Annotated in this window: 24 protein-coding genes; 13 read left to right on the top strand and 11 right to left on the bottom strand. The window is 71.3% G+C overall.

What is annotated here, in order from left to right:
* From K8638_RS20860 to K8638_RS20845, 4 genes are read right to left on the bottom strand one after another with little or no spacing between them, the layout of a single operon-like run.
* The gene (locus tag K8638_RS20860; RefSeq protein WP_223756321.1) at nt 1-1,788 is read right to left on the bottom strand and encodes a methyl-accepting chemotaxis protein; all 1,788 of its coding nucleotides are present in this window, start codon (nt 1,786-1,788) and stop codon (nt 1-3) included.
* On the bottom strand, nt 1,785-2,132 hold the full coding sequence (locus K8638_RS20855) for a protein CrdC (RefSeq protein WP_223756470.1): 348 nt from the start codon (nt 2,130-2,132) through the stop codon (nt 1,785-1,787). The genes K8638_RS20860 and K8638_RS20855 overlap by 4 nt, the downstream gene beginning before the upstream one ends.
* Nucleotides 2,133-2,159: 27 nt before the next feature.
* The gene (locus tag K8638_RS20850) at nt 2,160-2,594 is read right to left on the bottom strand and encodes a chemotaxis protein CheW (RefSeq protein WP_223756320.1); all 435 of its coding nucleotides are present in this window, start codon (nt 2,592-2,594) and stop codon (nt 2,160-2,162) included.
* 22 nt (nt 2,595-2,616) lie between these two features.
* Nucleotides 2,617-3,369: an OmpA family protein gene (locus tag K8638_RS20845; protein WP_370644070.1), complete on the bottom strand. Its 753-nt coding sequence runs from the start codon at nt 3,367-3,369 to the stop codon at nt 2,617-2,619.
* 216 nt (nt 3,370-3,585) lie between these two features.
* On the opposite strand from K8638_RS20845, the gene K8638_RS20840 reads away from it, so the two are divergent.
* From K8638_RS20840 to K8638_RS20830, 3 genes are all read left to right on the top strand, one after another.
* Nucleotides 3,586-5,094: a sigma-54 dependent transcriptional regulator gene (locus tag K8638_RS20840; protein WP_223756318.1), complete on the top strand. Its 1,509-nt coding sequence runs from the start codon at nt 3,586-3,588 to the stop codon at nt 5,092-5,094.
* Between the two features lie 589 nt (nt 5,095-5,683).
* Nucleotides 5,684-6,136, top strand: a complete 453-nt coding sequence (locus K8638_RS20835; RefSeq protein ID WP_223756317.1) for a cell wall protein — start codon at nt 5,684-5,686, stop codon at nt 6,134-6,136.
* Nucleotides 6,137-6,613: 477 nt separating this feature from the next.
* Nucleotides 6,614-8,131, top strand: a complete 1,518-nt coding sequence (locus K8638_RS20830; protein ID WP_223756316.1) for an Hsp70 family protein — start codon at nt 6,614-6,616, stop codon at nt 8,129-8,131.
* Here K8638_RS20830 and K8638_RS20825 read toward each other — a convergent pair.
* Nucleotides 8,126-9,514 carry a cytochrome P450 gene (locus K8638_RS20825; RefSeq protein ID WP_223756315.1) on the bottom strand — a complete coding sequence of 463 codons (1,389 nt, stop codon included), beginning with the start codon at nt 9,512-9,514 and terminating at the stop codon, nt 8,126-8,128. The genes K8638_RS20830 and K8638_RS20825 overlap by 6 nt on opposite strands.
* A gap of 135 nt (nt 9,515-9,649) precedes the next feature.
* Here K8638_RS20825 and K8638_RS20820 point away from each other — a divergent pair, with 135 nt between their 5' ends.
* A complete protein-coding gene (locus tag K8638_RS20820) occupies nt 9,650-10,684 on the top strand; it encodes an AraC family transcriptional regulator (protein WP_223756314.1) in 1,035 nt (344 codons plus the stop codon).
* A 69-nt stretch (nt 10,685-10,753) separates the two neighbouring features.
* Here K8638_RS20820 and K8638_RS20815 read toward each other — a convergent pair whose 3' ends face one another.
* The 3 genes from K8638_RS20815 to K8638_RS20805 all read right to left on the bottom strand — a co-directional run bounded on the left by K8638_RS20815 (nt 10,754) and on the right by K8638_RS20805 (nt 13,424).
* Complete coding sequence (locus K8638_RS20815; protein ID WP_223756313.1) at nt 10,754-11,638, bottom strand: zinc metalloprotease; 885 nt, start codon at nt 11,636-11,638, stop codon at nt 10,754-10,756.
* 225 nt (nt 11,639-11,863) lie between these two features.
* The gene (locus K8638_RS20810) at nt 11,864-12,748 is read right to left on the bottom strand and encodes a sulfotransferase domain-containing protein (RefSeq protein WP_223756312.1); all 885 of its coding nucleotides are present in this window, start codon (nt 12,746-12,748) and stop codon (nt 11,864-11,866) included.
* 1 nt (nt 12,749) lies between these two features.
* A complete protein-coding gene (locus tag K8638_RS20805; RefSeq protein ID WP_223756311.1) occupies nt 12,750-13,424 on the bottom strand; it encodes an SOS response-associated peptidase in 675 nt (224 codons plus the stop codon).
* Nucleotides 13,425-13,520: 96 nt separating this feature from the next.
* Between K8638_RS20805 and K8638_RS20800 the strand changes: the two genes are divergently transcribed.
* Both K8638_RS20800 and K8638_RS20795 read left to right on the top strand, forming a co-directional pair.
* A complete protein-coding gene (locus tag K8638_RS20800) occupies nt 13,521-13,739 on the top strand; it encodes a hypothetical protein (protein ID WP_223756310.1) in 219 nt (72 codons plus the stop codon).
* A gap of 52 nt (nt 13,740-13,791) precedes the next feature.
* On the top strand, nt 13,792-14,445 hold the full coding sequence (locus tag K8638_RS20795; RefSeq protein ID WP_223756309.1) for a hypothetical protein: 654 nt from the start codon (nt 13,792-13,794) through the stop codon (nt 14,443-14,445).
* A gap of 33 nt (nt 14,446-14,478) precedes the next feature.
* Here K8638_RS20795 and K8638_RS20790 read toward each other — a convergent pair whose 3' ends face one another.
* Nucleotides 14,479-15,294 (bottom strand): helix-turn-helix domain-containing protein, encoded by an 816-nt coding sequence (locus tag K8638_RS20790; protein WP_223756308.1) that lies wholly within the window; start codon nt 15,292-15,294, stop codon nt 14,479-14,481.
* Between the two features lie 122 nt (nt 15,295-15,416).
* On the opposite strand from K8638_RS20790, the gene K8638_RS20785 reads away from it, so the two are divergent.
* A complete protein-coding gene (locus K8638_RS20785) occupies nt 15,417-15,803 on the top strand; it encodes a hypothetical protein (RefSeq protein ID WP_223756307.1) in 387 nt (128 codons plus the stop codon).
* Nucleotides 15,804-15,830: 27 nt separating this feature from the next.
* On the opposite strand, the gene K8638_RS20780 is transcribed toward K8638_RS20785, so the two are convergent.
* Together K8638_RS20780 and K8638_RS20775 are read right to left on the bottom strand one after the other, a co-directional pair.
* The gene (locus K8638_RS20780) at nt 15,831-16,184 is read right to left on the bottom strand and encodes a hypothetical protein (RefSeq protein WP_223756306.1); all 354 of its coding nucleotides are present in this window, start codon (nt 16,182-16,184) and stop codon (nt 15,831-15,833) included.
* A 70-nt stretch (nt 16,185-16,254) separates the two neighbouring features.
* Nucleotides 16,255-16,587, bottom strand: a complete 333-nt coding sequence (locus K8638_RS20775; RefSeq protein WP_223756305.1) for a hypothetical protein — start codon at nt 16,585-16,587, stop codon at nt 16,255-16,257.
* 167 nt (nt 16,588-16,754) lie between these two features.
* Between K8638_RS20775 and K8638_RS20770 the strand changes: the two genes are divergently transcribed.
* The 6 genes from K8638_RS20770 (at nt 16,755) to K8638_RS20735 (ending at nt 24,593) form a co-directional block, all read left to right on the top strand.
* On the top strand, nt 16,755-17,975 hold the full coding sequence (locus tag K8638_RS20770) for a hypothetical protein (RefSeq protein WP_223756304.1): 1,221 nt from the start codon (nt 16,755-16,757) through the stop codon (nt 17,973-17,975).
* A 188-nt stretch (nt 17,976-18,163) separates the two neighbouring features.
* Complete coding sequence (locus K8638_RS20755) at nt 18,164-19,960, top strand: sigma 54-interacting transcriptional regulator (protein ID WP_305071177.1); 1,797 nt, start codon at nt 18,164-18,166, stop codon at nt 19,958-19,960.
* Between the two features lie 208 nt (nt 19,961-20,168).
* Nucleotides 20,169-20,924, top strand: a complete 756-nt coding sequence (locus K8638_RS20750) for a Dickkopf N-terminal cysteine-rich domain-containing protein (RefSeq protein ID WP_223756303.1) — start codon at nt 20,169-20,171, stop codon at nt 20,922-20,924.
* A 72-nt stretch (nt 20,925-20,996) separates the two neighbouring features.
* Nucleotides 20,997-21,944 carry a hypothetical protein gene (locus K8638_RS20745; RefSeq protein ID WP_223756302.1) on the top strand — a complete coding sequence of 316 codons (948 nt, stop codon included), beginning with the start codon at nt 20,997-20,999 and terminating at the stop codon, nt 21,942-21,944.
* Between the two features lie 49 nt (nt 21,945-21,993).
* Nucleotides 21,994-23,838 carry a serine/threonine-protein kinase gene (locus tag K8638_RS20740; protein ID WP_223756468.1) on the top strand — a complete coding sequence of 615 codons (1,845 nt, stop codon included), beginning with the start codon at nt 21,994-21,996 and terminating at the stop codon, nt 23,836-23,838.
* Nucleotides 23,835-24,593 (top strand): hypothetical protein, encoded by a 759-nt coding sequence (locus K8638_RS20735; protein WP_223756301.1) that lies wholly within the window; start codon nt 23,835-23,837, stop codon nt 24,591-24,593. The genes K8638_RS20740 and K8638_RS20735 overlap by 4 nt, the downstream gene beginning before the upstream one ends.
* Nucleotides 24,594-24,631: the final 38 nt, after the last annotated feature.

Genomic DNA, 24,631 nt, shown 5'->3' with positions numbered 1-24,631 from the left:
TCACGCCTCATCTCCAGCCCCCACGTGGAAGCGCTCCACCACCCGTTTCAAGTCACGCGCCAGCGAGGCCAGGTCCGCGTTGGCCGCGGCCATCTGCTTGGTGGCCGCCGAGTTCTGCTCGGTGACGCGGAGGATGTCCCCCATGGCGGCGGCGAGCTGGTCCGTGCCCGTCTGCTGCTGCTGCGTGGCCAGGGAGATGCTGCGCACCGCGTGCGACGTCTGCCGCGCCAGCTCCAGGATGAGACTCAGGCTCTCGTCCACCTGCGCCGCCAGCACCGTGCCCGCTTCCGTCGTCTTCAGCCCCGCCTCGGTGGCCATCACCGCCGCGTGCGTCGAGTCGCGAATCTCCTCGATGAGCTGCTCAATCGCCTTGGTGGAGCGGATGACGTTCTCCGCCAGGCGCCGCATCTCCGCGGCCACCAGCGAGAAGCCCCGCCCCACCTCGCCCGCCTTCGTCCCCTCCAGCTCCGCGTTGAGCGCCAGCAGGTCCGACTTGTCGGCGATTTCGTTGATGAACTCCACCACCTTGCCAATCTGCTGCACGCGCTTGTTGAGGCGCACCACGGCGTCGGCGATGGCCTGGTTGTCCTCCTTCATGCGCTGCATGGCGCCCAGGAAGGCGGCCGCGCCGCGCTGGCCCGTCTGGGCGGCGGTGAAGGTCGTCTCGGCGATGGCGGACACGGACTCGGCGTTGCCGGCAATCTGCTGCGCCGAGCGCGCCAGCTCCTCCGTGGTGGCGCTCGTCACGTTGAGCGAGCTGGCCTGCTCGTCCGCGCCGGACTCCTGCTCGCCGGAGGTGGCCACGAGCTGCTCGGTGGTGGTGGAAATCTGGAGGCCCGCGCGCCGCAGCTGCATGAGCGCCTGCCCGAGCTGCGCCTGCATCTGCGCGAAGGCGGCCGAGGTGGCCCACACCTCGTCCTCCGCGGCGATGACGCGCGGCGGGCGCAGGTCTCCCTGGGCGATGAGGGTGGCGTCCTCCGTAATCGAGCGCAGCGGCTCGGCGATGACGGTGCCGCCCAGGTAGGCGGTGAGCATCACCAGCAGGGTGATGAGCCCGGCCACCTCCAGCCCGCCCCCGTCGTGGGCCTGCTCCGCCACGCCCTCCTGGAGGCCGGGCGAAGCCGCCACCACCTGGTCCACCACCCGCAAGGTGCGGGAGACGGACGCGTCCAGGATGAAGATGGAGGGGCACAGCACCGCGATGGCGGTGAAGAGCACCATGCGCCGGCGGATGTGCATGCGCCGGGGCGGCGCCGCGGCCACCACATCCAGCGGCGTCAGCCCCTGCGAGGCAATCATCTCCACGGCCCGGCGCGCCCGGCGTGCCACCAGCAGGTAGATGAGCAGCGCGCTCAGCGGCCCCAGGGACACGCCCGCCAGGACGATGCGCAGCCCCAGCGTCCACGACGCGCCCGCCAGCGGGACGAAGAGGATGGCCATCAGCAGCGCGCCGCCCACCCAGTTCTGGAGGATGAAGGCGAAGCACCGCTCGGGAAAGGCGCGCGCCTCCAGCAACGCGGCGCGCAGGTGCTCCGGCGTGGGCGGCAGCCGTCCCTCGCCCAGCGCGGACAGCGTGCGCAGCGCCCGCCAGGCAAACGCGTGGAAGAGCCACAGCGAGCCCACGAGCGCCATCGCCACCAGCCCCAGGAGCAGGCCCCAGGCCCCCTCCGGCACCGCGTCCGTCCGCCACGCCTGCAGCAGCGCCAGCACCATGCCCACGCCGCTGCCCTGCGACGCGGGGAGCGCCGTCCACCGCGCCAACCCCTTGAGCCCCTCCGGTGCCTTCATGCCGCCTCCTCCCCGACGAGCCCGCGCAGGAAGCGCTCGAAGTCCACCAGTCCCACCAGCGGCCAGAGCTTCCCCTGCACCACGACGAAGCCCTGGAGGCTACCGCCCGAGACGCGCACCGCCAGCGGAGGCGCGGGAAGCACCGGGTGCGGCTCCGCCTCGATTTCCAGCGTGTCCACGCCCACCGCGCCCCCCGACGAGGACACCAGCACGCGCGAGGCGCCGTCGGGGGCCTGGAAGGCACGCCGGGCGGAGGCCGCGGACACGCCTTCCGGCGAGGCGATGGACGCCACCTCGTGCGCGTGGAAGGCGATGCGGTGGGGCCCCGCGTGACACAGGAGCATCCCCCGGACGCTGAGCGGGCCCACGGCTCAAGCCCCCTGGCTGAGGTGGTCGAAGAGGCCTTCCGGGTCGATGACGGCCACGTCCCGGGGGCCGCTCTTGGCGGGGCCGCGCAGGTGGACGTGGACGCCCGTGGGGCCGAGCGGCTCCAGCGTCCCCGTCACCGGGGAGACGCCGGCCACCGTGCTGGCCGTGAGGGCGAGGGTTCCGCGCGGCAGGCGCACCAGCACCGCCCGCCGCGAGGACTGACTGACCCCTGCCACCAGCAGGCCCAGGTCCACCACCGGGATGACCTCTCCCCGGTGGGCGAACACGCCGAGCAGGTGGGGCGGGGCACCGGGCACCCGCGTGAGCTCGGGGAAGGTGACAACCTCCGCCGCGCTCTCCGCGGGCACCGCGTACCAGCTACTGCCGCAGGCGAAGACGAGATAGGACTGACGCGCTTCGGGCTCGTGGACGGCCATTGAGCGCGCAGCCTACCTCAGACTAGCGCTGGAACTCGACGCGGCGGTTCTCGGACCACGCCTCTTCCGAGGAGGCGTTGCTGACGGGGCGGGTCTCACCATAGCCCACCGTCTTCAGCTGGTTGGCCGCGACGCCCAGGTCCGTCAGGTACCGCTTCACGGAGGCCGCGCGGCGGTTGGACAGCTGGAGGTTGTACTCCTCGGTGCCACGCTCGTCCGCATGCCCGGCGAGCGTGAGGGCGCCCTGCTGGCCCGACTTCATGCACGCGGCCAGGTCGGACAGGCGCTGCTGGGCCTCGGAGGTCAGCGAGGACTCGTTGAAGCCGAAGCGGATGGGGCTCCAGTCGCAGCGGTCCGCGGCGGCCGTCACGCACTTGCCGGCCTGGCACTCCTGGCCCTCGCCGCAGTCCGTGTTGGTGGTGCAGGTGTCCGTCGGGGCCTGGCAGCGGCCGGCCTGGCACTTGCCACCGCCGGGGCACGCGGAGTCGTCCTTGCACTGGGCCTCGGCGCACTTGCCGGCCTCACAGATACGGCCCTCGCCGCAGGCCGCGTCGGTGGTGCACTCGGGCGGCTTGGGCGCGCACTTGTTGTTCTGGCAGGTGAAGCCCTCCTTGCAGTTCGCGTCGGTCGCGCACTCCTGGCAGGTCCCCTGGACGCAGACCTCGCCCTTCTCGGCGCACGTCGAGTCATCCTTGCAGTTGGGGTACGTAGGGGGGCAGCCGGTCAGCACGGCCATGGCGAGGGAGAGCCCCGCCCAAAGGGAAATCCGACGCATCATTCCTCCCGAATTCGTGAAATACGAAAGCACGCCCGCTCCACGGGCAACTGTGTCGCGTCTAGTCGCAGTAACGAGACGAGTCAAAGCATTTGTCCCTTCCGAGACACCCCGGGCACGCCCCGAAACCCTTGAATCTCCAAATATTTTCCGTGAGATTGCGTCATTGACCCGCGAGTGGCCGCGCGCCGCGGCCCGCCGCTGGGAGCGCCCTCCATGCCCGCCTCCGTCCTCATCGTCGACGACGAGAAAAACATCCTGCTCACCTTGAGCCAGTCATTGCAGCTCGCCGGGTATCAGACGCACCTGGCCAGCAGCGGGCAGGTGGCGTTGGACGTGGTGAGCGCGCGGCCGGTGGACGCGGTGCTGATGGACGTGAAGATGCCGGACATGGACGGACTGACGGCGCTGGCGCGGCTGACGGAGCTGAAGCCGGAGCTTCCCGTCATCATGATGTCGGGGCACGGCACCATCGACACGGCGGTGAAGGCGACGCAGCTGGGGGCGAGGGACTTCCTGGAGAAGCCCATCGCCCGCGAGCGGATGCTGGTGGCGCTGCGCAACGTGCTCAAGCACCAGGCGGCCATGGAGGAGCTGCGGGAGCTGCGGGCGCAGCTCGGGCGCTACGACATGGTGGGCAGCGGCCCGGCCATGCAGCGCATCTTCTCCCTCATCCAGCGCACGGCGCCCTCGGAGGGGCGGGTGCTGATCACGGGCGAGAACGGCACGGGCAAGGAGCTCATCGCCCGGGCGCTGCACCAGAACTCACGGCGCAAGGGCCAGCCGTTCGTGAAGCTCAACTGCGCGGCGGTGCCGCACGAGCTCATCGAGAGCGAGCTGTTCGGCCATGAGAAGGGCGCCTTCACCGGCGCGGTGAGCGTGCGCCGGGGCAAGTTCGAGCTGGCGCACGAGGGCACGCTCTTCCTCGACGAGATTGGCGACATGCCGCCGGCGATGCAGGCCAAGCTCCTGCGCGTGCTGCAGGAGGGCGAGCTGGAGCGTGTGGGTGGCACGGAGACGCTCAAGGTGGACGTGCGCGTCATCGCCGCGACGAACAAGAACCTCGAGAAGGAGATTGCCGCCGGGCGCTTCCGCGAGGACCTGTACTACCGCATCAACGTCGTCCAGATTCACTCGCCGCCCCTGCGAGAGCGGCGGGAGGACCTGCCGGACCTCATCAACACCTTCCTCGGCGAGGCGTGCTCGAAGAACGGGCGCCGGCCGCTGACGCTCTCACCCGAGGCGCTCGCGGTGATGAGCGCCTACGACTACCCGGGCAACGTGCGCGAGCTGCGCAACCTGGTGGAGCGGCTGGCCATCCTCTGCGAGGGGCCAATCATCACCCGGACGGACGCGCTGGAGTTGCTGCCCCGGGGCCGCACGGTGGCGCTGCCTCCATCCCCGGCCGAGAGTGCTCCGGCGCCCGTCCCCTCCCCTGGCGCGGAGGCGGCGCTCACGGAGGCCTCCAACACGCCCGCGCCGGCCCTGGCGGCTCCGGCTCCGGTGCCGGCGGCGGTGGCCCCGGCGCAGGCGGGTTTCCGCCCCCGCGTGGACCGCACCTTCCGCGAGCAGGTGGAGGACGCGGAGCGCGAAATCATCGTTCACGTGCTCGCGCACACGCACGACAACGTGACGGAAGCGGCGCGCATCCTCGACCTGGAGCGTGGGCACTTCTACAAGAAGATGAAGGCACTGGGCCTGCGGCGCGGGCAGTCGGAGTCGTAACCCCCTGCATCCCCTGCCCCTCTTGCGTGCTGCGTGGGCGGGCAGCCATGCTGACAGCTTCCCGTGTGCCCGCGGCGTGCTCGGCCGCCGGGGCGTCCACCAGACGGAACGCGGCGACGCGGCTCGCCTGGTGCTCCACGTCCCGGCCCGCGTAGGACGTGGCGGTGGCGGCGGGGGTGGAGTGGCCCGCGAACTGCTGGGCGGCGGTGAAGGCCCGGCTGCTGGTGGCGGACGAGCAGCCACCAGCATTCATGGGCGAGGGCTGTGCACCACGAAAGGGGCGTGTTAACCATCAGCGCACGTTCCGGTTCGCCGCGTCCGCGCGACCCCGGCAGCGAAGCCACTCCACATGCCCAGACCCCTTCGCCGTCGATCCACTCCATCTCGGGGGCCTCGCCCCTCTGCCTCCGACGCTCTGTCCCCTGCCCCGCTGTCGCTGGATGAGTCCCTTCGGAATGCGCTCCGCAGCGCGCTGAAGGCGTCTCTCTCCGGACTGGCGTCGGACCTGGAGCGCCTTGCAGCTCGGCTGTCTGGGGGGCGGCATCACCCTCGCAACGCGCGCCTGGGCGCCCCTGCCGGGACCGCACCGGTGGCCGAGCAGGTTGCGCCACCTGCCGCCGCCGAGCCGCGGCCCCGGGCCTGCGCTGTCATCGGCTGCCGCAACCCGGTGCGGAGCCTTGGGTACTGCGCCGCGCACTACCAGAAGCGGCGCCTCATGGTGGCCACCGGGCGCCTGCACCGCTTGTGGGTGGAGGACGCCGCGCCCCACAGCCTCCCCGACGTCATCCTCTCGCGCAAACGCCGGGCGGAGGCGGAGAAGGCCGCCCCGCCGGCCGACGCGCCTCGTACCGGCGCCTCGCCGCGCGCGTGGGTCCGGAAGAAGGGCCGGCCGGAGACACTGCCCTCCAGCGCGGAGGGAGCGCCCCCGGCGCCGGTACCGCGACGCAGCCCGGCCATGCCACGACAGGCCGAGGGCGGCGGGGTGACGGCCACCCTGGAGCGATGGGCCACCGAGTTCCGGGCTGGGAAGCGTGGCGGCTGACGCCGCGCGCCCCGCTCCGGCGCGCTGGCCCTGCTCCTCCTGCCCCCGTGGTGGCAGCCCAGGTCCTGACGGGAGGGGGCGGGTGAACCGCGGCGCCACCTGCGGCGCGTAATAGGGGCGCGCGTGCCTGGCGCAGGGGACGCTTCATGCAGTAGGTCCCCTCATCGACCGTGACGAGTTCCCAGCCTTGCTGGCCCGCCGCCTCGAGCTGCGCGGTTGTGGCTTCGAGCGCCGGCTCGCCGGGTCCCCAATGCGCCCGCATGCAGAAGGAGTCCCAGCGCCGAGTGTCTGCCTCTGCCTGTGCAAGCGCGGCAATGATGCAGCCCCGCTGCGTCCACCAACCGGGGCGGCCTGCCCACCTCGCCCGGCCTCTCCGTGCCGCTCCGCCTTCGACCCCAGGTGAAGAGGCGGCAGGCGACCGGGCCCACCACTTCAGGGGCTGAAGCGGGCTCCCGGACGTGGGAAACTCCGGCCCGCATGAGCACGGCCTCCATCCTCGGAATCGACTTCGGGACCACGAACACCTCGGCGGCCTTCTTCGACAAGGCGGGCAAGCTGCGTCTCGTGCCCGTGACGGACAAGAGCTTCACCCTGCCCTCCGTGGTGTGGTTCCACGCGGCGGACAAGTCCATCGTCGGTCATGCCGCGCGGCGGCAGATCATCGACGACCCGCGCCATACCGTCTTCGGCGCCAAGCGCTTCCTGGGACGCCGCTTCCAGTCCGAGTACGTCACCCAGCACAAGGACAAGTACGCCTTCGAGCTGGTCGAGGCCCCGGACGGCTACACCGCCGTGACGATGTACGGGAAGCAGACGTCGCTGACCGAGGTTGCCCACCTCATCATCAAGCAGATCCTCACCCTGGCGAACCATGCCGCCGGGGAGCCCTTCCGCGAGTGCGTGCTCACCGTGCCGGCCCACGCCAGCATCCGCCAGCGCGAGGCGGTGCGGCAGGCCGCCGAGCAGGCCGGCCTCCAGGTGCGCGCCATCGTCAACGAGCCCACCGCCGCCGCGCTCTACTACGCCAACCTGCGCAACCCCGAGCAGACGGTGATGATCTTCGACCTCGGCGGCGGCACCTTCGACGCCACCCTGCTCGCCGTGCAGAACCGCGTGGTGAAGGTGCTGGCCACCGGCGGCGACGCCTTCCTCGGCGGCGCCAACTTCGACGAGCGCGTCGTGGAGATGCTGGCGGAGGACTTCCAGCGCAAGCACGGCATCGACCTGCGCGGGAACAAGGTGGTGATGCAGCGGCTCGTCTTCGCCGCCGAGACCGCGAAGATGTCCCTCAGCCAGCGCGACGCCACCGTGCTGCGCGTGCCCTGCATCGCCCAGAAGGACGGCGCCTTCATCGACTTCGACTACACCCTCACCCGCCAGCAGCTCGAGGAGATGGTGTTCCAGCTCATCGAGCGCACCGCGTCCGCCTGCGACGACGTGCTGGAGCGCGCGAAGCTCAGGTCCGACCAGATTGACGAGCTGGTGCTGGTGGGCGGCCAGACGCGCATGCCCGCCATCCGCCAGCGCCTCGCCCACTTCAAGCGCCTGTCCTCGGAGAAGGAGGTCCACCCGGAGCTGGGCGTGTGCGTGGGCGCGGCCATCCTCGGGCGCAACCTGGCGCGCGGCATCGCCGGGCTCGCGGACGTGGTGCCCATGTCCATTGGCATCATGGTGCCGGGCGGCGCCCAGCACGAGGTCATCCCCGCCAACACCCCCGTGCCCGCCACGAAGTCCATCACCCTGGAGCTGCCCCTCATCCCCGGCCCCATCTCCGTGGCCCTCTTCGAGTCGCTCGACGCCACCACCGTGGACCGCGAGCTGCTGGGCACCGTCCGCATCGACCTGGAGTGGCGCACCACCCACAAGGGGCCCACCACCCTGGAGCTGCGCATGGGCCAGGACTTCGTCCTCAACGCCGCGCTCGTCTCCCCCCAGGGCCAGCGCCACCCCCTGCCCATCACCGACCTGCGCGCCCCCAGGCGCGTGGCCTCATGACCCGCGCCGCTCCAGGTGCATGGGCAGGCTCCCCCTGGGGCGCAGGGTGATGAGCGGCTCGGGCGTAAGCTCGTGGCCGGGGAGACGCCTCGGCCGGAAGCGCTGCGCCACGGTGGCGAGGATGAGCTGCGCCTCCATCATCGCGAAGCCATTGCCGATGCACTGGCGCGGACCGCCGCTGAACGGGAAGTACGCGTAGCGCGGGCGCTGCGCGGAGGCCTCGGGCGAGAAGCGCTCCGGGAGGAACTCCTCCGGGCGCGCCCAGAAGCCGGGGTGACGGTGGGTGACGTAGGGGCTGAGGTCCACGGTGGTGCCCCCGGGAATCCGGAAGCCGCCGATGACGTCGTCCTCCTTCACGGCCCGGCTGAAGATGTACGCGGGCGGGTAGAGCCGCATCGCCTCCTCCACCACCATGCGCGTATAGCCCAGCCGGGGCACGTCCGCGGCCGTGGGTGGACGGCCTCCCAGCACCGCGTCCAGCTCGGCGTGCAGCTTCGCCTCCACGTGCGGGTGCTGGTCCAGCAGCGCCCACACCCAGCTCATCGTCGTGGCCGTCGTCTCATGGCCGGCCACCAGCATCGTGAGCACCTCGTCGCGGAGCTGCTCGTCGGTCATCGACTCGCCGGTGTCCTCGTCCCGCGCCAGCATGAACATGGAGAGCAGGTCGCCCCGGTCCTCGTTCCGCCGGCGCCGCTCGGAGATGATGTCCATGACGGTGGTCTGCAGCGTGCGTCCGGCGGCGCGGAACTCGCGGTCATAGCGGGTGGGCAGCACTGGAGGCAGCAGGCGCATCGTGCGGAAGCGGGTGGTGGTCTGCTCGCTCAGCACGTTGAACGCGGCCCCCACCTCCGCCGCCTTGTCCCCCATCGAGGTGCCGAAGAGGGCATCCGCGACGATGGTCAGCGTCAGCCGCATCATCTCCTCCACCACCGGCACCGGCTCACCGCGCGCGGCGTGCGCGTCCCAGCGCTCCAGCATCTCCACCGTCGCCCGCGTCATCGCCTCCGCCATCGCGGAGATGCGCTGCCGGTGGAAGGCGGGCTGGGCCAGCCGCCGCTGCCGCAGCCAGAAGGAGCCCTGGCTCGTGAGCAGCCCGTTGCCCGCGACGCGGCTGACCAGCCGGTAGGAGAAGTGGTCCTTGGTGTAGTTCTTCACGTGCTCCTGCAGCACGTGGCGCACGCCGTCCGGGTGCGTGATGAGGTGCGAGGTGATGGGCCCGAGCCGGTAGCGGGCCACGTCCCCGTACTCGCGAGCCGTCCGCGTCAGCAGGCCGAGCACGTCCCGGCGCGCCTCGGGCAGCACGCCGAAGAGCAGGTGGCCCCGGGGCCCGGAGGCGGTTCGGGGGGCGGTGGTGTTCGACGTGGGCATGGCGGTGGTCATCATGGCGGCGTCTCCTTGCACGGCGATACATGGCGCGAAGGGACGCCGGGTGCATTGCCCCGGGCCGCCAACCCGTTGTCCCCCGCCGCCACGCCGGATTGCGGCCCCGAAGCCCCTGGTCCATGCTGCCCATGCCCGATGCTCGCGCGGTCGCTCCAGTCTTCCATCTTCCGCACGCTGTTCCGCGTGGGGGAGTCGCTCGGCATTCCGCGGCCACGCCTGCTGGAGGCCACCGGAGAGACGGAGGAGCGGCTGGCCGCCCCGGACACCCGCGTGTCGTACGAGGCGCTGCGCCGCGTCTGGGAGTTGCTCGTCTCGGTGGGCGGCTCCCAGCCGCTCGGCGTGCGGCTGGCGGAGTGCCTGGAGCCCACCCACTTCGGCCTGGTGGGGTACGTGCTCGTCAACAGCCCCGACCTGCGCACCGCCCTGGTGCGGCACTGCCGCGTCAACGCGCTGCTGGACCCGCGCACGGAGTGGCACACCACCGACACGCCCTCGGGAATGCGCACGGAGCTGCGGCTCCACCCCGAGGACGCCTGGGCCGTGGCGCTGCGGCACCCCACCGAGGGGTTGATGCTCGGCATGGTGGCCGCGGGCCGTGCCCTCACCGGCACGCACTGGAGTCCGAAAAGGCTCCGCTTCGCGCACCCACGTCACGCGGCTTCGTCCGAGGTGGAGTCCTTCCTCGGCATCGCCGCGGAGTACGACGCCGGGGCCTACGTCATGGAGGCGGATGAGCCCATCCCCTCGCTCCCCATCCGGCACGCGGACATCGACCTGGGCAACCTCCTGCACGCCCGCGCCGAGGCAGCGCTGGCCGGCGCACACGCGGCGGAGCGCCGCACGTGGCGGGAGCGCGTCACCGAGATGCTGGCGGCCCAGCCCCGCACCGGAGAGCTGGGCCCGGCGGAGGTGGCCTCGCGCCTTGCCGTGAGCGAGCGCACCCTGCAGCGCCGCCTGCGTGAGGAAGGCGCGTCCTTCGCGGGACTCGAGGACGAGGTGCGCCGCGAGCGCGCCTTCCAGCTCCTGCGCGACGGGCAGCTCGCCCACTTCGAGATTGCCTTCCTGCTCGGCTTCAGCGACCCCAGCGCCTTCACCCGCGCCTTCCGGCGCTGGAGTGGCACGACGCCCCTGGCCTGGCAGAAGGAGCACGCCCCCGGGGCGGTGACCTGAGGACGGGTACAACGGGCGCCACCGGGGACACGCCCGGCCCCCGGTGGCGCTCAGCGCTTCAACCCACGACTACTTGCCGTAGCGGTACGCGCTGAACATCTGGTCCATGCGCGCGTCCTGGCCCGCGGTGAAGTGGTCCATGCAGGCGTCGTCGGTGTAGTCCATGAAGTTGTAGATGGGGTCCAGGCCCGTGCCGCGGCACGTGTCGCGGTTGGCGGGGCAGCCGAACGCGGCGCTCTGCTCGGCGGGCGTGTCGCTCACGGAGTCGCCCGTCTTGGAGCAGCCGCCCTGGAACGTGTGGTACAGGCCCATCCAGTGGCCGACCTCGTGCGTGCCCGTGTCGCCCAGGTTGTACGGGGCCGCCGAGCCGCCCGGCACCGACGAGTAGAGCAGCACCACGCCGTCGTCCGTGGGCGCGCTGGCGTACCAGCTCGGGAAGGTCGCCCAGCCCAGCAGCCCGCCGGACGGGTTGCAGCTGTAGATGTTGAGGTCGTCCGCCGAGCCCTGGCGGAGCGCCGTCTTCATCGCCGTCTCCACCGTGCTGTCGCCGCAGTTGTTGAACCAGGTGCTGTTGGTCGTGCGGGTCGTCTGGACCAGGTTGAAGGTCCAGCCCCACGGCGCGTAGGCGTCGTTGAGCACGGCAATCTGGTCGTTGATCATCGTCGACGTCAGGTCGCCGTTGGAGACGCCGGTGCCCTTGTTGATGACGTGGAAGTAGACGTTGATGGTGCCGCCCGTCACGGACGCCCCACCGCCACTCCCGGGCTTCCTCGCCGCCTCCGCGTGCTTCGCGAGGTGCTCCTTGACCTGCTTCTCCTCGTCGTCCGTGAGCTGGCGCGTGCCGCAGCGTTCAGCGGCCTTCGCGGACAGCGACTGCGTGCCCTGCTCCGGAGACCCGGTCTCCGTCGGTGCCGTCGTGGGCTCCTCCTTCGTGACACAAGCCGTTGCGAGCACACACGCACTCAGGACACCGAAACGCGAGAGACCCTTCATTAGTACGCCTCCACTGGGGAATACGGAGGGCCGACCCTGGCCCACCGCTGGAGGCGATTATCGTTGTTTTGTCTTCCAAGGTTTCTGCCCCGGCCACTTTTTCCCGAGGTACTGAACAATCTTACTTCCCAGGGTGGCCTGGGAGACAAGGATGCTCGGAAAGCCCTGGAGCTCCTGACGCGTGCTTCACAGTTCCGCCGCGCGGATGCCCAGCTTGCCGCGAAGCCGGTCCACCACGGCGCCCAGCGCGGCCTGCTGCTCGGGGCTGAGCGCGGCGCGGCCCGCGCCGACGACGCCCTTCCGGATGAAGCCGCCCCCGGGGCCCGTCGAGTCGTAGAAGCCCAGCCGGATGTCGAAGCGCGTGTTGTGCTGCTTCATGTACGCGAAGCCGCACTTGTGGAGGATGTCCGGCATGCGCTCCTCCTGGATGGGAATGCCGAGGAAGGCCGCGATGCGGCGGATGCCACCCTCCAGGTCGGCAATCAGGTCTTCGTAGCGGACATGGAGGACGTTCGGATCCGAGCGGTGCGGCCACCAGGACTTCAGGTGGTCGCTCCACGGGTTGCGGGCCAGCATGCCGCGGAAGAACGCGTCGAAGTCCAGGTGGAAGCCCTCGCGCAGGCACCGGTGGTGGAAGTACGAGAGCAGGCTGTCGGACGCGTCGCGGGTGACGTAGAGGATGCGGCTGTCGGCGGGCGGGAGCAGGTGCTCGTGGTTCAGGTGCGTCTTCAGGACGCGCGGCGAGGGCAGTGCTTCCAGGAAACGCCCCGCCTCGCGCCGCTCACCGAGCACATCCAGGTAGGGGGCCACCTGATAGACGTGGTCGAACTCGCCGCGCCCCTCCGTGAGGAGCTGGTGGACGATTTGCTGGGCCCACGTCGTGCCCGCCTTGGGCGCGGTGACGATGTAGATGTCTCCGGGCCGGGGCTTGAACAGCCGATGGCGCAGGCGGAGCCACCGGAGATGGGCGAGCTGGCTGTGCACCGCCGCGAACAGGCGCTCCAGCCACCGGATGGCGAAGTCCGCCAGGGACCACTGCAGGCGCTCTCGAAGCGAAGGGTTCGTGCTCATGTCAGGCGGCCACGCGCTCCGCGCAGGCGGGGATGTCGTTGGTGGGTGAGTTGACGACGCGAGATACCTCGTAGGCCTCCAGCGTGTCCTCGGAGAAGGGCACCAGCAGCGGCAGGAGCACCGCCGGGTCCTGCGGCTCGGGACGCAGCCACAGCTCCTGGGCCTGGGGCGCGAGGATGACGGGCATCCGGTCGTGGATGGGCGCCATCAGCGCGTTGGGGCCGGTGGTGATGATGGTGCAGGTGTTGAGCACCTCGCCGGTGTCCGGCGCCGTCCACTCCTCCCACAGGCCGGCCAGGGCCAGGGCCTTCCCGTCCTTGCGGTGGAAGTGGTACGGCGTCTTCGGCTTCGTGGACTGCTTCCACTCGTACCAGCCGTCCACGAGCACCAGGCAGCGGCGCTTCTTGAGCGCGGTGCGGAAGCTGGGCTTCTCCGCCACCGTCTCGCCACGGGCGTTGATGAGCTTGCTGCCGATGCTCGGGTCCTTCGCCCACGAGGGGATGAGGCCCCAGCGGAAGGCGTCCAGCATGCGGGCGCCGTCGTTGACGACCACGGGCATCTGCTGGGTGGGACACAGGTTGTAGCGCGGGCGATCCACGGCGGCGCGGATGCCGGCGAGGCCCAGTTCGGCCACGAGCTGATCAGGAGAGGTCCGGACGGTGACACGGCCACACATGGGGGCGGAGTATCGCCCCGTCCGGGACGAGGCCCAAGCTTCTCGCGGAGGGAGGGCCAGGAAGCAGGCGGACGGCCGTCGCGGTAGACTGGGGGTATGAGCGACGACAGCCAGTCCAACTTCGGCAAGCCCGCGGAGCCGAAGAAGAACCCGAAGGTGTTCGGGGTGCCGGTGAAGATCGACCCGTACTCCTCCGTGCGGCCGGACCACCCCACTGGCGAGTGGGGCATGCCCGACAACAAGCCGAAGAAGCGGGACGACACGCCGTTCGACCCGTTCGCCGTCGTCATCGAGTCACCGAAGGGCGGGGGCTGAGCGCCCGAAACCGGTGCCTCGTCCGCGTGCCCTGATCTACAACGGGCGCGCCATGAACCGGTCCGCGCTGCTGTCCGCTTGTGTCGCTGTCTCGCTCTGTGCCTGCTCGGAGCGCCCCTCCGGCCCCGCCGCCGAAGTGGATGCCGGTGCGGCCCGCGCCAGTGCCGAGGTGCCCGACGCCGGGGCCCTGACTCCGGAGCCTCCTCCCGTGGCCGCGGTCGAGGATGCGGGTGCGCCGGACGCGGGAGCCCTGGCTGAGCAGACCGCCTCGCCGGACGCGGGGAGCGCGGCGTGCTCGGCGGGCACGCTGAGCGCGAAGACGCACATTCCGATTCCGCCCCCACCTCCCGCCGTGGAGCGCATGCGCCGCGCCATCATCACCGCCGCCGTGGCGTGCGACTACGCGGCGCTGGGCGCGCTGGCCAATGAGAATGGCCAGGGCCTGCGGTTCAGCTTCAATGGCGGCAAGGACCCGGTCGCGTTCTGGCGGAAGGCGGAAGCGGAGGGAGAGCCCGTGCTGGCACGCATGGTCCAGGTGCTCAACCTCCCCGGTGCGAAGCAGGGTGACCTGTACTTCTGGCCCGCCGTGCACGTCACGAACGCGGAGAATGACTGGAAGGCCAAGGACGGCGGGACGGGCTACCTCGGCCTGCGCCTGGGAATCACGTCCAAGGGGGACTGGCAGCTCGCCGTCGCGGGAGACTGAGCATGTTTCCTCCCCGGCGCATTCCGGCGTCCCTCAGCGCGGGTGGAACTGCTCGATGGTGATTTCCTCGGCCAGCGCGTGGAGGGGCGCCCCGAAGGTGGTGACCGTCGTGAACCAGTGCGTGGTGACGCCGTCGACGGTGAAGGTCAACGGCACCAGCACGGAGCCCGCGCCGCCCGGCATGGGCGGCAGGTGACGCGCCTCGGGGAAGGCGAGCACGCGCTCCAGCACGCGCGCGGCCTCGGAGCGGGGGCCGCGTAGCCTGGCGTTCTCCCGCAGCCGGTGGAGCAGGAAGCCCGCCACCTCGGACCAGTTCCCGATGGCCGAGCGGACGCGGCCGGGTGAGAAGACCAGGTCCATCAGGTTGATGCGCCCGAGCGCGTCGCGCCCCTCCCCCATCATCGTGAGCGCGCCGGTGTTCGCGTCGAGCACCGTCGATGCCGCGTCGAGCACGAGGGCGGGGTACGGCTCATGCGCCGCGAGCATCATCGACGCCGCCCGCCGGAGCTCCTTCAGCTCCTCGCTGTTCCACGCGCCTTCGCCGAACCGAGGCGCATGGCCTGCCGCCACGAGCAGGACGTTGCGCTCCCGGAGCCCGAGCATCAGCGCGTCCGCCAGCCGCAGCACCATGTCCTGGCTGGGGACCGCCCGGCCCGATTCGATGAACGCGAGGTGACGGGGGGAGACCTCGGCTTCGAGCGCCAGGCGGAGCTGGCTCATGCCACGCAGCGCGCGCCAGTCCTTCAACAGCGCGCCCAGCCCGCCACCAGCAGCCGCCGTGGACTTCGCCTTCAGCCGCGCCGTGGGGCGCCTGGTGCCCTCCGTGCTCCCGTCGCCACCGTCACGCATCGTGGGCTCCTCCCGGCCGGTACCCGAGGCTGAGCGGCGACGCACTTCCCTCCGAGGTCATTGCGGGGGGCTCCGGGCACATTCGAATCTGCGGAGGCTCACCCTCACCGGAAGGTCCCCGCATGTCGCACCGCTTCATCTACCGCCTCGATGCCCTTGCCGCCATCTCCATGGGCGCGGCCCTCCTGCTCTGGGCCTCGCCGCTCACCACGCTCGCCGGCTGGCCCCTGCCCCCGGCCTTCCTGCCTGGCGTGGGGCTGTTCCTGGTGCCCTGGGCCGGATTCAATGCGTGGACGGGGGCCCAGCCATCGGTTCCCCCGCGTGCCGCGCGAGTGCACCTCGCGGTCGACGGCGCGTGGGTGCTGGGCAGCGTCGCGCTCCTCGTGGCGTACGGCCCCCGGATGTCCGGCCTCGGCGTCGCGCTCGTCGCGGCCCAGTCCCTCTTCGTGCTTGGCATCTTCGCGCTCAAGCTCGCGGGCGTTGCCCGCCCCCGCCTCGCACGCGGATGACCCTGGCAATCGAACCCACCTTGGCGGTCACCCCACCTGCGCGATGTGGCCCGAAGGCACCGGGCGCGAGGCCTCAGCGGCGGCATCCGCCGCCCTGCGGGTGTTCGCCTCGATGGCGACCTGGCAGAGCGCCGTCTGCGCCTGGAGCTGGAGAACGAATGCCCGGCCTCGGCCGATGGTCACTCCGACCAACGTCCCGAAGAGCGCACCGAGCAACATGAAGACTCCACGGCTCCCACCCGACGAGGCGCCGAGAGCGCCCCCGGCGATGGCGCCGAAGACGCAGCCGATGAATCCCGTCATGAAGACGATGCGAGCTGCCCGGCTGTAGAGAGCAGCGGCGTGCTCGCGAATGATGTTGGCGTCATACCGCACTGTCATTGTCGTACCCCCCTTGAGCGCCGGCCGGGTGGCCGGCTGAAGATTCGCGAGAATGCGCGCGACCGGGCCGCTAACGGCAGCCGCAGCCCGAGCCAACAACCCACCGGCAGCACGGGTCCCCCCCGCAGACGTCCTTGTTCTTGTTCGAGCACCCGCAAGCGGACGTGGAGGAACACGTCCTCACGCTGTTGCCGGGCTCCTCGCAGGCAATCCCATCATCATCCGCATCCAGGTCATCCCGGCACTCCGGGTCGGCGTCGAACGCGGCCTGGGCCGCCGTCTGCGAGGTGTAGTTGGCGCAATTCGTGTCGGAGCAGGCGCCCGATGCACCGTCCAGCGAGTAATCGCAGGCGCCGAGGAGAAGCAGCACCGCGGGAAGGATGCGGAGGGTGAAGGAACCCATGGAGGCCCTTCGTAACCGAGGCCGGCCTCCCCCACCCATACCTCCCCAGTGGTAGTCAGGCCCTGGAGATGAATCGCAGGTGAGGAGGGTGTTCAATCCAAATCACATCTGCCAATCTGGCATCTCTATAGGAAAGGTATTTTCCTACTCAAGAAGGGGGGAATTGTATGTTGAAGCGTTTCGTATTCACGGTGGCCCTGTGTTTGGGGACCGCCTCCTGGGCACAAGCTCCATTGCCAGCTCCGAGCGTGGATCAAGTCCGTAGACTCACGGCGGAAGCCAAAGCCAGGGCGGAGAACTCAGAAGAGGGCGGCACTGACGACGTGGGCGAATGGCAGCTGCTCGGCAGCGGCTATGGGGAACTCCGGGAGGCCGCCGATGGCCGGGCCGCCTTCAGCGTATCGCTGCTTCGCACCCGAGGGGACCTCTCGCAGCTCGCCATTGGCCTGAGCCGCGGCTCGGAGGCGTACGGCCTGACGGGCCGCGCTGAGCTTGCGCGGTTCACGCTGTCCCCCGAATCATCATCTTGGTCCGCCCACGTCAAGTACGACGGGTGGCTCTTCGAACGCACTGCGTCTGTCTGGGGAGGGTACACCGAGGTGATTCTCGGAGCCGCCGATTGGAGGCTCGCGGCCGATACGGGTACGGGCCGTGCGGAGCAAACACGCGGCGTGCTGGTCATGGCCACCTCGTTAGGGTTCAGCATGAGAGTCACGAAACAGGCCGGGAAGAACTCGCTGCGGCTCCTCACCCATGTGGGCGTCACGGGCCGCAGCATCCTTGGGAACGCGTGGTCGGACCAGGATTTCCTTCGCGAGGCATTGGGTAGTCCTCAGCGTCTCTACGTTGGTTTCGAGGCGGGACTCTTCGGGCAGCTCAATGAGGTTTCCTTCGGTGTGCGCTTTCCCTTGTTGATGGGGCGAGTTGCCGGGCTGACCAACGGACAGTTCCTGCCCAGCGTGAGCGTGGGTGGCGCCTTTGACCTGTCTTCCCTTGGAGATGCGGAGGCGCAGCTGAAGAAGAAGGAAGGTGAGCTTGCGGCTCGGGAGCGAGAACTCGATGAGCGCCAGGATATCAGCGCCCGCGAGAAGGCCCTCGCGGACCGGCGGGCAAAGCTGGCTCAAGAAAAGGCCCTTCAGGATGGCCAAGAGGCGCTCGCGCTGGAGCGGAAGCAGTTTGAGGCTCGTATCGCCGCCCAGCGAGCCGCTGCACTCGAGGAGCGCAAGAATGCGCTGGAGCGGTTCGAGAAAGAGCTTGCCGAGCGGGCCGCTCTCGCAAAGAAGGAGCAGGAACTGCTGGAAAAGGGTGAGGCAATCACCAAGGAGGAGGCGGCGCTGAAGCAGCGGCAGCAGCAGTCCAGCCCCACGGCCGCGACTCCCATTCCTTGATATCGGTTGCCTGACCTCGTTTTCCCTGGCGCGCCGCTGCGAGTCCACGGCGTGCGCCACGCCCAGCACCGCCAGGAACGGGGCGGTGCTTTCTCCGTTGGGAACACGAGGCGACGGCCCCAAGGCGGACCCATCTTGAATGGACGGCGGCCCCATGCGTCCTGACACCCGGCCGCCGCATTCCTGATATGCGGACGGCACACCGCACCTCCTCCGCCGCCATGCCCCAGGTCCTCGTCCTTCCCGACGGCCGCCGACTCCCGCTGGACAAGCCGGTCATCTCCGTCGGCTCCGATTCCACCTGCGATGCGGTCCTCGCCGCGCCCGGCGTGAAGCCCAGCCATGCGCTCCTGTTCCGGGACTCACGCGGCTGGAGCGTGTCTCCGGCCGGCAAGGGCTGTGACGTCCGCGTTCGCGGCCGGCGCGTGGACCTGGCGCCACTGGAACCCGGGGACCGGTTCCGCGTGGGGAGCGTGGAGCTGGAACTCGCCGAGCCTCCGTCCCATGAGGCCCCGGAAGCGGCGGGCACCGGCGCGTCCCACCCCCTCGCGCCACGAGGAGAGCAGGGGCGGCTGGTGACGGTCCTGACGGAGCTCGCGTCACGGCTCCTGGTGCAGCGGCCGCCCATGGAATTGCTGGAGACGGCGATGCGCGGCCTCGCCGAGGTGGTGGCGGCGGACGTGGGCTTCCTGGTCGCGGCGGATTCACGGGAGGGCGCGCGGCGCGTGCTGTGCTCCACCGGACCGGTGCCGGAGGCGGCCGTGGTGGACAGCCTGGTGGACCGGGTGCTGACCTCGGGCGCTCCGGTGCGGGTGGCGGACGTGGGAGCGGACGCGGCGCTGGCGCGGGCCCCCAGCGTGGAAGCACTGCGCCTGTCCTCGGCGCTGGTGCTTCCGCTGCGCGTGGAGCCCGCCCCGCTGTCGGTGGTGTACCTGGGCCGGCGCCCGGGCGCCCCACCCTTCACGGCGGCGGAGTTGGAGGAGGCGATGGCGCTGTCCTCCCTGACGGCGTTGCTGCTGGCCACCCGCCGGGAGCTGACGGAACTTCGCGCACAGGTGGAGGGGCTCACCCGGCGCATCGAGGCGGCCACCTTCGAGGGACTCATCGGTGAGTCGCCGGCCATGCGCGCCCTCTACCGGCAGGTGGAGCGGCTGGGGCCCACCCCGCTCAACGTCCTCATCCAGGGGGAGACGGGGACGGGAAAGGAGCTGGTGGCCAGGGCGCTCCACCGCCGCAGCGGACGGCGCGGGCGGCTGGTGGCCATCAACTGCGCGGCACTGCCGGAGAACCTCATCGAGCGCGAGCTCTTCGGCCACGCGCGCGGAGCCTTCTCCGGCGCGGGCACGGACCGGATGGGGCTGGTGGAGGCGGCCGACGGAGGCACCCTCTTCCTGGACGAGATTGGAGACATGCCGCTGGCGCTCCAGACACGGCTGCTGCGCGTGGTGCAGGAGCGCGAGGTGACCCGGCTGGGCGAACACTCGCCGCGCAAGGTGGACGTGCGCGTGGTGTCCGCCACGCATGCGTCCCTGGAGGAGGCCGTCCAACGGGGCGCCTTCCGGGCCGACCTGCGGTACCGGTTGGAAGAGGTGCGCGTGGAGGTGCCTCCGCTGCGCGAGCGGGATGACGACGCGCTCCTCATCGCCCATCACGTGCTGGCGCAGGAAGGGCGCAAGGCCCGGGGCTTCACGCAGAAGGCGGCGGAGGCACTGCGAGGCCACCCGTTCCCCGGAAACGTGCGCGAGCTGGTCTCACGGGTGAGGCGCGCGGCGGTGCTGGCGCCGGGCGAGCTGCTGGGCCCCGAGGACCTGGAGCTGGGCGGAGACGCCACGCCCATGGTTCCGCTGGAGGAGGCGCGCGAGGCCTTCGTCCAGCGCTACGTGCGGGAGGCCATCGCCCGCTGTGGCGGCAGCAAGAAGGACGCGGCCGCGGCGCTGGGCATCGGCCTGCGCTCCCTGTTCCGCTACCTGGGCGAAGGGGACTGACACGCCGCCTCCTCGGGAGGGCTCGAGACCGTGCCAGTCCTGGCACGTTTCCCCGGCGCCCCTTCCCCCGCGAGCCCCGGGGGGCCGCGCAACCCCGTGGAATCGAAGGACTTCGCGCGCCACACGCCACCCGGCACGCCCGTTGCGATGGGGCCTCCCGTCGCGCGACGGCGGATGGCCGCCGCGATGGGAACCGAAACTCACGGAGATGACCGACATGAAGCACGTGGTGATGAGCCTCTTCCTGGCGCTGGCGGTGGTGGGCTGTGGCAACTCCAGCGACGGCGGGGACGACGGCGACGGGAACAACGGACCGAAGGACCCCAACACGCAGGCGGAAATCCTGTGCAGCGCCAGGAACGCCTGTCCCTCGGGGCAGTTCTGCTTCAACGGGCTGTGCGCCATCGGCTGCCAGTCGGACGCCAACTGCGCGGCGGACCAGTACTGCGACCTGGAGGACACGGGGGCCGCCGTCGCCTACTGCAAGAAGAAGACGGTGAGCGGGTGCACCTCGGACAGCCAGTGCGCGAGCAACCAGCGCTGCATGGAGGGCCTGTGCAGCCTGCGTCCGCCCGAGAACCCGCCGTCCTGCAAGGCGAACACCTCCGACTTCAACGACGGCTGCGACAAGTACTCGGTGTGCATGGACCCGGATGACGCAGGCGCCCAGCAGCCCTACTGCGCCAGCTTCCCGCCGTGCCCGCAGGATGGGGTGTGCCCCACCGGCCAGGGCGGCGCCGTGTGCAACGACGGCTACATCCCCAACAAGGGCCGCTTCTGCATGCAGGGCGCCTGCCGTGACAACTCGAACTGCCCGTCGCAGTGGAGCTGCGTGAAGCCCTTCACCAACGCCGTGCTGGGCTTCTGCAGCCCTGGCTCCTTCGGGTTCCCGTGCACCGAGAATGCCCACTGCGCCAGCGGGCAGTGCATGACGGCGCCGGGGATGATGGGCGTCTGCATGTAGTCCGAGAGGCACGGCCGCTGGCGGGGGCTGCCCTTCCGCCCCCGCCAGCGTAGAGTGGCCCGAGCCTTCGTGATGCGCCGCCTCCTCCTACTCCTGCTGCCCGCGCTGGCCCTCCTCGTCGCGGCCGGCTGCCCGCTCGACATCCGCGTCCGTTGCGACGAGTCCGCGCCCTGCGCCACCGGTGAAGCCTGCGTGCGGGGCGGGTGCGTGCGCGTGGACGCGGCGCGGGTGGGCGACGCCTGTGGCTCGGCTTCGGAATGCGGCCCGGGCCTCACCTGTGGCGCGGGCTTTCCGGGCGGGTACTGCCTGCTGGAGTGCTCGGAGGGACAGGGCTGCCCGGAAGGAAGCGTGTGCGCGCGGGACGTGGGCCGTTGCCTGCGGGCCTGTGGCGGGGCGTGCACGCGGCCCGGGTACACGTGCGGCGCGGTCCCCAACCGGGGCGGGCCCCTCAGCGCGTGCGTGCCGGAGGCCCCGGGCTCCGATGGGGGCGTGGACGGTGGCACGGACGCGGGGTGCCAGGGCACCGTCTCACTGGGAGGCCGCTGCGCGCGAGCCTGTGACTGCGCCACCGCCGGAGCCACCTGCGCGGACGGAGCCTGCGCGCTGGCATGCGAGACGGACTTCGAGTGCCCGGCCGGAACACGATGCGACCACTCCCGCTGTGTCCCGGGGCCGCGGCTCGGCGAGGCCTGTGACGACGACTTCGAGTGCCCCGGGTTCACCTTCTGCCCCCCGGAGCGCCAGCGGTGCGAGGAGTCGTGCAATCCGAATCTGGGAAACACTTGTAGACCGGGTTACCGGTGCGCCCCGGACGAGGTGTGCGTGGAGGCCTGCACCGGGGTGCCCGAGACGCTGGGGCTGACCTGCGACAACTCGCTGGACTGCAACCGCTGCGGCGTGTGCCTGCCGTCGGGGGACGTGCTCCGCTGCCGCCAGCCCTGCCGGCTCGACAGGGACTGCCCGGGGGGAGCGCAGGGGTCCTGCGAGCAGGTGGGTGGCACGAGCGCCTGCCGGCTGTAGCAGGCATGGGTTGCTCGCGGGGGGGCCGCTCCCCGAGAATGCCCCGGTGATGACGGGTGAAGTGCTTGCGGGCCGCTACCGCCTCGAACGGGAGCTGGGGCGGGGAGGCATGGCCACGGTCTTCCTGGCCATGGACGAGCGGCTGTCCCGCCCGGTGGCGCTGAAGCGGATGCACCCGGGAGGCGGCGCGGGCCGCGCGGAGCGGTTCCGCCGCGAGGCCGAGCTGGCCGCTTCGCTCAAGCACCCCAACGTGCTGGAGATTCACGACTACGGAGAGGACGAGACGCACGGGCCATTCCTGGTCTGCGAGTGGGTGCGCGGCGAGGACCTGCGCACCCTGGCGGGGCGGCTGGCGCCCGTGCCCCCAGAGGCCGCGGTGGTACTGGCCTGGGAGCTGGCCCGTGCGCTCGCGGCGGCACACGCGCGAGGCATCGTCCACCGCGACGTGAAGCCGGACAACGTGCTGGTGGCGGCGGGGGGGCCGCTGAAGCTGGCGGACTTCGGGCTCGCCGCGCTGGAGGACCAGGAGCGGCTCACCAGCACCGGCGCGGTGACGGGCTCCCTGCCCTACATGGCGCCCGAGCGCATCGACACCGGCGCCTTCTCCCCGGCCTCGGATGTGTACGCGGTGGGCATCATCCTGTTCGAGCTGCTCACGGGCACGACGCCGCACGCGGGCCGGGGTGCCGCGCACCTCATCGCGGAGGTGATGACGCGCGACGCGCCCTCGCTGACGGAGCGGGTGCCAGGCGTGCCCGCGCCCCTCGCGGCGCTGGTGGCGCGCTGCCTGGCGAGGGAGCCCGGGGACCGGCCGGAGAATGGCGCCGCGCTGGATACGGAGCTGGCGGAGCTGCTCACCCGGCTGGTGGGACCACCGGCCGAGGTGGCGCGGGAGTTCTTCCTCGCTCCCGAGGCCTGTGTCACGCGGTGGCGGCGGGCGCGCTTCGAGCGGCTGCTGGAGGAGGGACGCGGGCTGCTCGCGCGGGGCGAGGGGAGCCGGGCGGCCCGGGTGCTCAACGCGGCGCTGGCGCTGGAGCCGGGCTCCGCCGAGGTGATGGCGCTGCTGCGCGAGCGGCCACGGCGGCGGGGCTGGAAGGCCGTGGCCGCGGGTGCGGCACTCGTGGCCGGGGTGGCGGTGGCGTGGCGGCCGTGGGAATCGGCGCCCGTGCGAGACGCGAGCCCCACCCCGGTGGTGGTCGGCGGCACGCCCCGCGTCGACGTGGCCGGTACGAGTGGAGGAGATGGCACGGCGCTCCCCCGCCCCGTCGAGGTGACCGGTGCGCCCAGCGGGGCGGCCACCGCCATTCCAGCCGGGAGCGCCGCGAGCACGACCGTGCCCGCGAGTGAGCGGGGCCCGAGCCCAGGAGGAGGAAGGCCACCTCGTTCCGAGCCCCTCTCCGTTGAAGCGAAGCCTCCCGTCCGGCCGTCCGAGCCCGAGCCGCCGCGAGCCCTCCCCACCGTCGAACCGGCGCGCCACGCCACGCTGCGCGTGACGGCGCGGCCGTGGGCGGAGGTCTTCGTGAACGGAGAGAGCCGGGGCTACACGCCCCGCGTGCGCGAGCTCTCGCTCCCCGCCGGAACCTACCGGCTGCGCTTCGCCAACCCGCTCTGCGACGCGGTGGAGCAGGAGGTGACTCTCGCGCCGGGCGAGACGGTGTCTCGCGATGTGGTCCTGGTGGTGCGCAAGGCGGAGCTGTTCATCCAGGCGCCGGAGGGCGCTCGCGTCTTCGTCGACGGGCGGGAGCTGGGCACCGCGCCGCTCGCGGGGCCCGTGGCGGTGGAGCACGGGCGGCACACCGTGACGGCACGCCAGGCGGGCGCACCGCCCTTGCAGCGCGAGGTGGACGTGGTCGCGGGCCGCCGCGCCGAGGTGGCGCTGGAGGTGACACCATGATGGGCGCGGCCCTGCTGGCGCTGGTGCTCGCGGCCTCCCCTCTGGACACGGTCCGCGAGGCCTACCAGTCCGGCGACCTGTCCCGGGCCCGCACCGAGCTGGAGTCCCTGCTCTACCCACTGCGGCTGGACGGCGACGCGCTGGAGGCGGAGGCCCACCTGTTGCTGGCGGCCACCTATCACGCGCAGGAGGAGCTGGCGCGCGCGGAGGACGAGGTCGTGCGCGGGCTGGCCGTGCGCGAAGACACGGTGCTGGACCCGCTGCTGTACCCACCGGACTTCCTCGCCTTCGTGGTGCGCGCGCGGACCGAGCACCGGACGCGCATCGCGGAGCTCGCCGCCGAGCGCCGCCCCCGCGTGGAGCCTCCGGCCACGCCCATCGCGCCCCCGGTCGCGCGAGAGGGCATGGCGGAAGCGGTCCACCCTCCCCTGTCGCGCGCGTGGTACCTGGCGCCCTTCGGCGTGGGGCACTTCAAGCAGGGGCAGCCGCGCAAGGGAACCGTGCTCGCGGTGGCGCAGGGATTGGGGCTCGCGCTCTCGGCGGCCTCGCTCGGCACCACGCTGTCGCTGCGCGGACCGGACGGGCGCTACAGCGCGAAGGACGCGGGGACGGCGAGGACGCTCAACGTGACGTACCTCGTGGGGGCGTACGCCTTCGCCGCGGCCTATGCCTACGGCGTGTTCGACGGCCTGGTCCTGACACCCGCACCGGTGCTCGTGGGACGTCCAGGTCACGTCGCGGATGCAATGGATTGACCCGTGCCCCGAGACTCGAACCCGAGTCCGGGGCCGGG

The organism is Myxococcus sp. RHSTA-1-4 (assembly GCF_020037125.1).
Classification (GTDB): Bacteria; Myxococcota; Myxococcia; order Myxococcales; family Myxococcaceae; genus Myxococcus.
This window is presented reverse-complemented; position numbering and strand designations above follow the sequence as displayed.

Bases quoted from the DNA above. Each gene is read 5' to 3' on its own strand.
- K8638_RS20745 (WP_223756302.1), top strand. From the start codon at position 20,997: ATGCGCCGCCTCCTCCTACTCCTGCTGCCCGCGCTGGCCCTCCTCGTC.
- K8638_RS20750 (WP_223756303.1), top strand. From the start codon at position 20,169: ATGACCGACATGAAGCACGTGGTGATGAGCCTCTTCCTGGCGCTGGCG.
- K8638_RS20755 (WP_305071177.1), top strand. From the start codon at position 18,164: ATGCGGACGGCACACCGCACCTCCTCCGCCGCCATGCCCCAGGTCCTC.
- K8638_RS20790 (WP_223756308.1), bottom strand. From the start codon at position 15,294: ATGCGTGACGGTGGCGACGGGAGCACGGAGGGCACCAGGCGCCCCACG.
- K8638_RS20780 (WP_223756306.1), bottom strand. From the start codon at position 16,184: ATGACAGTGCGGTATGACGCCAACATCATTCGCGAGCACGCCGCTGCT.
- K8638_RS20830 (WP_223756316.1), top strand. From the start codon at position 6,614: ATGAGCACGGCCTCCATCCTCGGAATCGACTTCGGGACCACGAACACC.
- K8638_RS20825 (WP_223756315.1), bottom strand. From the start codon at position 9,514: ATGATGACCACCGCCATGCCCACGTCGAACACCACCGCCCCCCGAACC.
- K8638_RS20795 (WP_223756309.1), top strand. From the start codon at position 13,792: ATGAACCGGTCCGCGCTGCTGTCCGCTTGTGTCGCTGTCTCGCTCTGT.
- K8638_RS20845 (WP_370644070.1), bottom strand. From the start codon at position 3,369: ATGCGTCGGATTTCCCTTTGGGCGGGGCTCTCCCTCGCCATGGCCGTG.
- K8638_RS20785 (WP_223756307.1), top strand. From the start codon at position 15,417: ATGTCGCACCGCTTCATCTACCGCCTCGATGCCCTTGCCGCCATCTCC.
- K8638_RS20840 (WP_223756318.1), top strand. From the start codon at position 3,586: ATGCCCGCCTCCGTCCTCATCGTCGACGACGAGAAAAACATCCTGCTC.
- K8638_RS20800 (WP_223756310.1), top strand. From the start codon at position 13,521: ATGAGCGACGACAGCCAGTCCAACTTCGGCAAGCCCGCGGAGCCGAAG.
- K8638_RS20775 (WP_223756305.1), bottom strand. From the start codon at position 16,587: ATGGGTTCCTTCACCCTCCGCATCCTTCCCGCGGTGCTGCTTCTCCTC.
- K8638_RS20860 (WP_223756321.1), bottom strand. From the start codon at position 1,788: ATGAAGGCACCGGAGGGGCTCAAGGGGTTGGCGCGGTGGACGGCGCTC.
- K8638_RS20770 (WP_223756304.1), top strand. From the start codon at position 16,755: ATGTTGAAGCGTTTCGTATTCACGGTGGCCCTGTGTTTGGGGACCGCC.
- K8638_RS20735 (WP_223756301.1), top strand. From the start codon at position 23,835: ATGATGGGCGCGGCCCTGCTGGCGCTGGTGCTCGCGGCCTCCCCTCTG.
- K8638_RS20850 (WP_223756320.1), bottom strand. From the start codon at position 2,594: ATGGCCGTCCACGAGCCCGAAGCGCGTCAGTCCTATCTCGTCTTCGCC.
- K8638_RS20855 (WP_223756470.1), bottom strand. From the start codon at position 2,132: ATGCTCCTGTGTCACGCGGGGCCCCACCGCATCGCCTTCCACGCGCAC.
- K8638_RS20805 (WP_223756311.1), bottom strand. From the start codon at position 13,424: ATGTGTGGCCGTGTCACCGTCCGGACCTCTCCTGATCAGCTCGTGGCC.
- K8638_RS20740 (WP_223756468.1), top strand. From the start codon at position 21,994: ATGACGGGTGAAGTGCTTGCGGGCCGCTACCGCCTCGAACGGGAGCTG.
- K8638_RS20820 (WP_223756314.1), top strand. From the start codon at position 9,650: ATGCTCGCGCGGTCGCTCCAGTCTTCCATCTTCCGCACGCTGTTCCGC.
- K8638_RS20810 (WP_223756312.1), bottom strand. From the start codon at position 12,748: ATGAGCACGAACCCTTCGCTTCGAGAGCGCCTGCAGTGGTCCCTGGCG.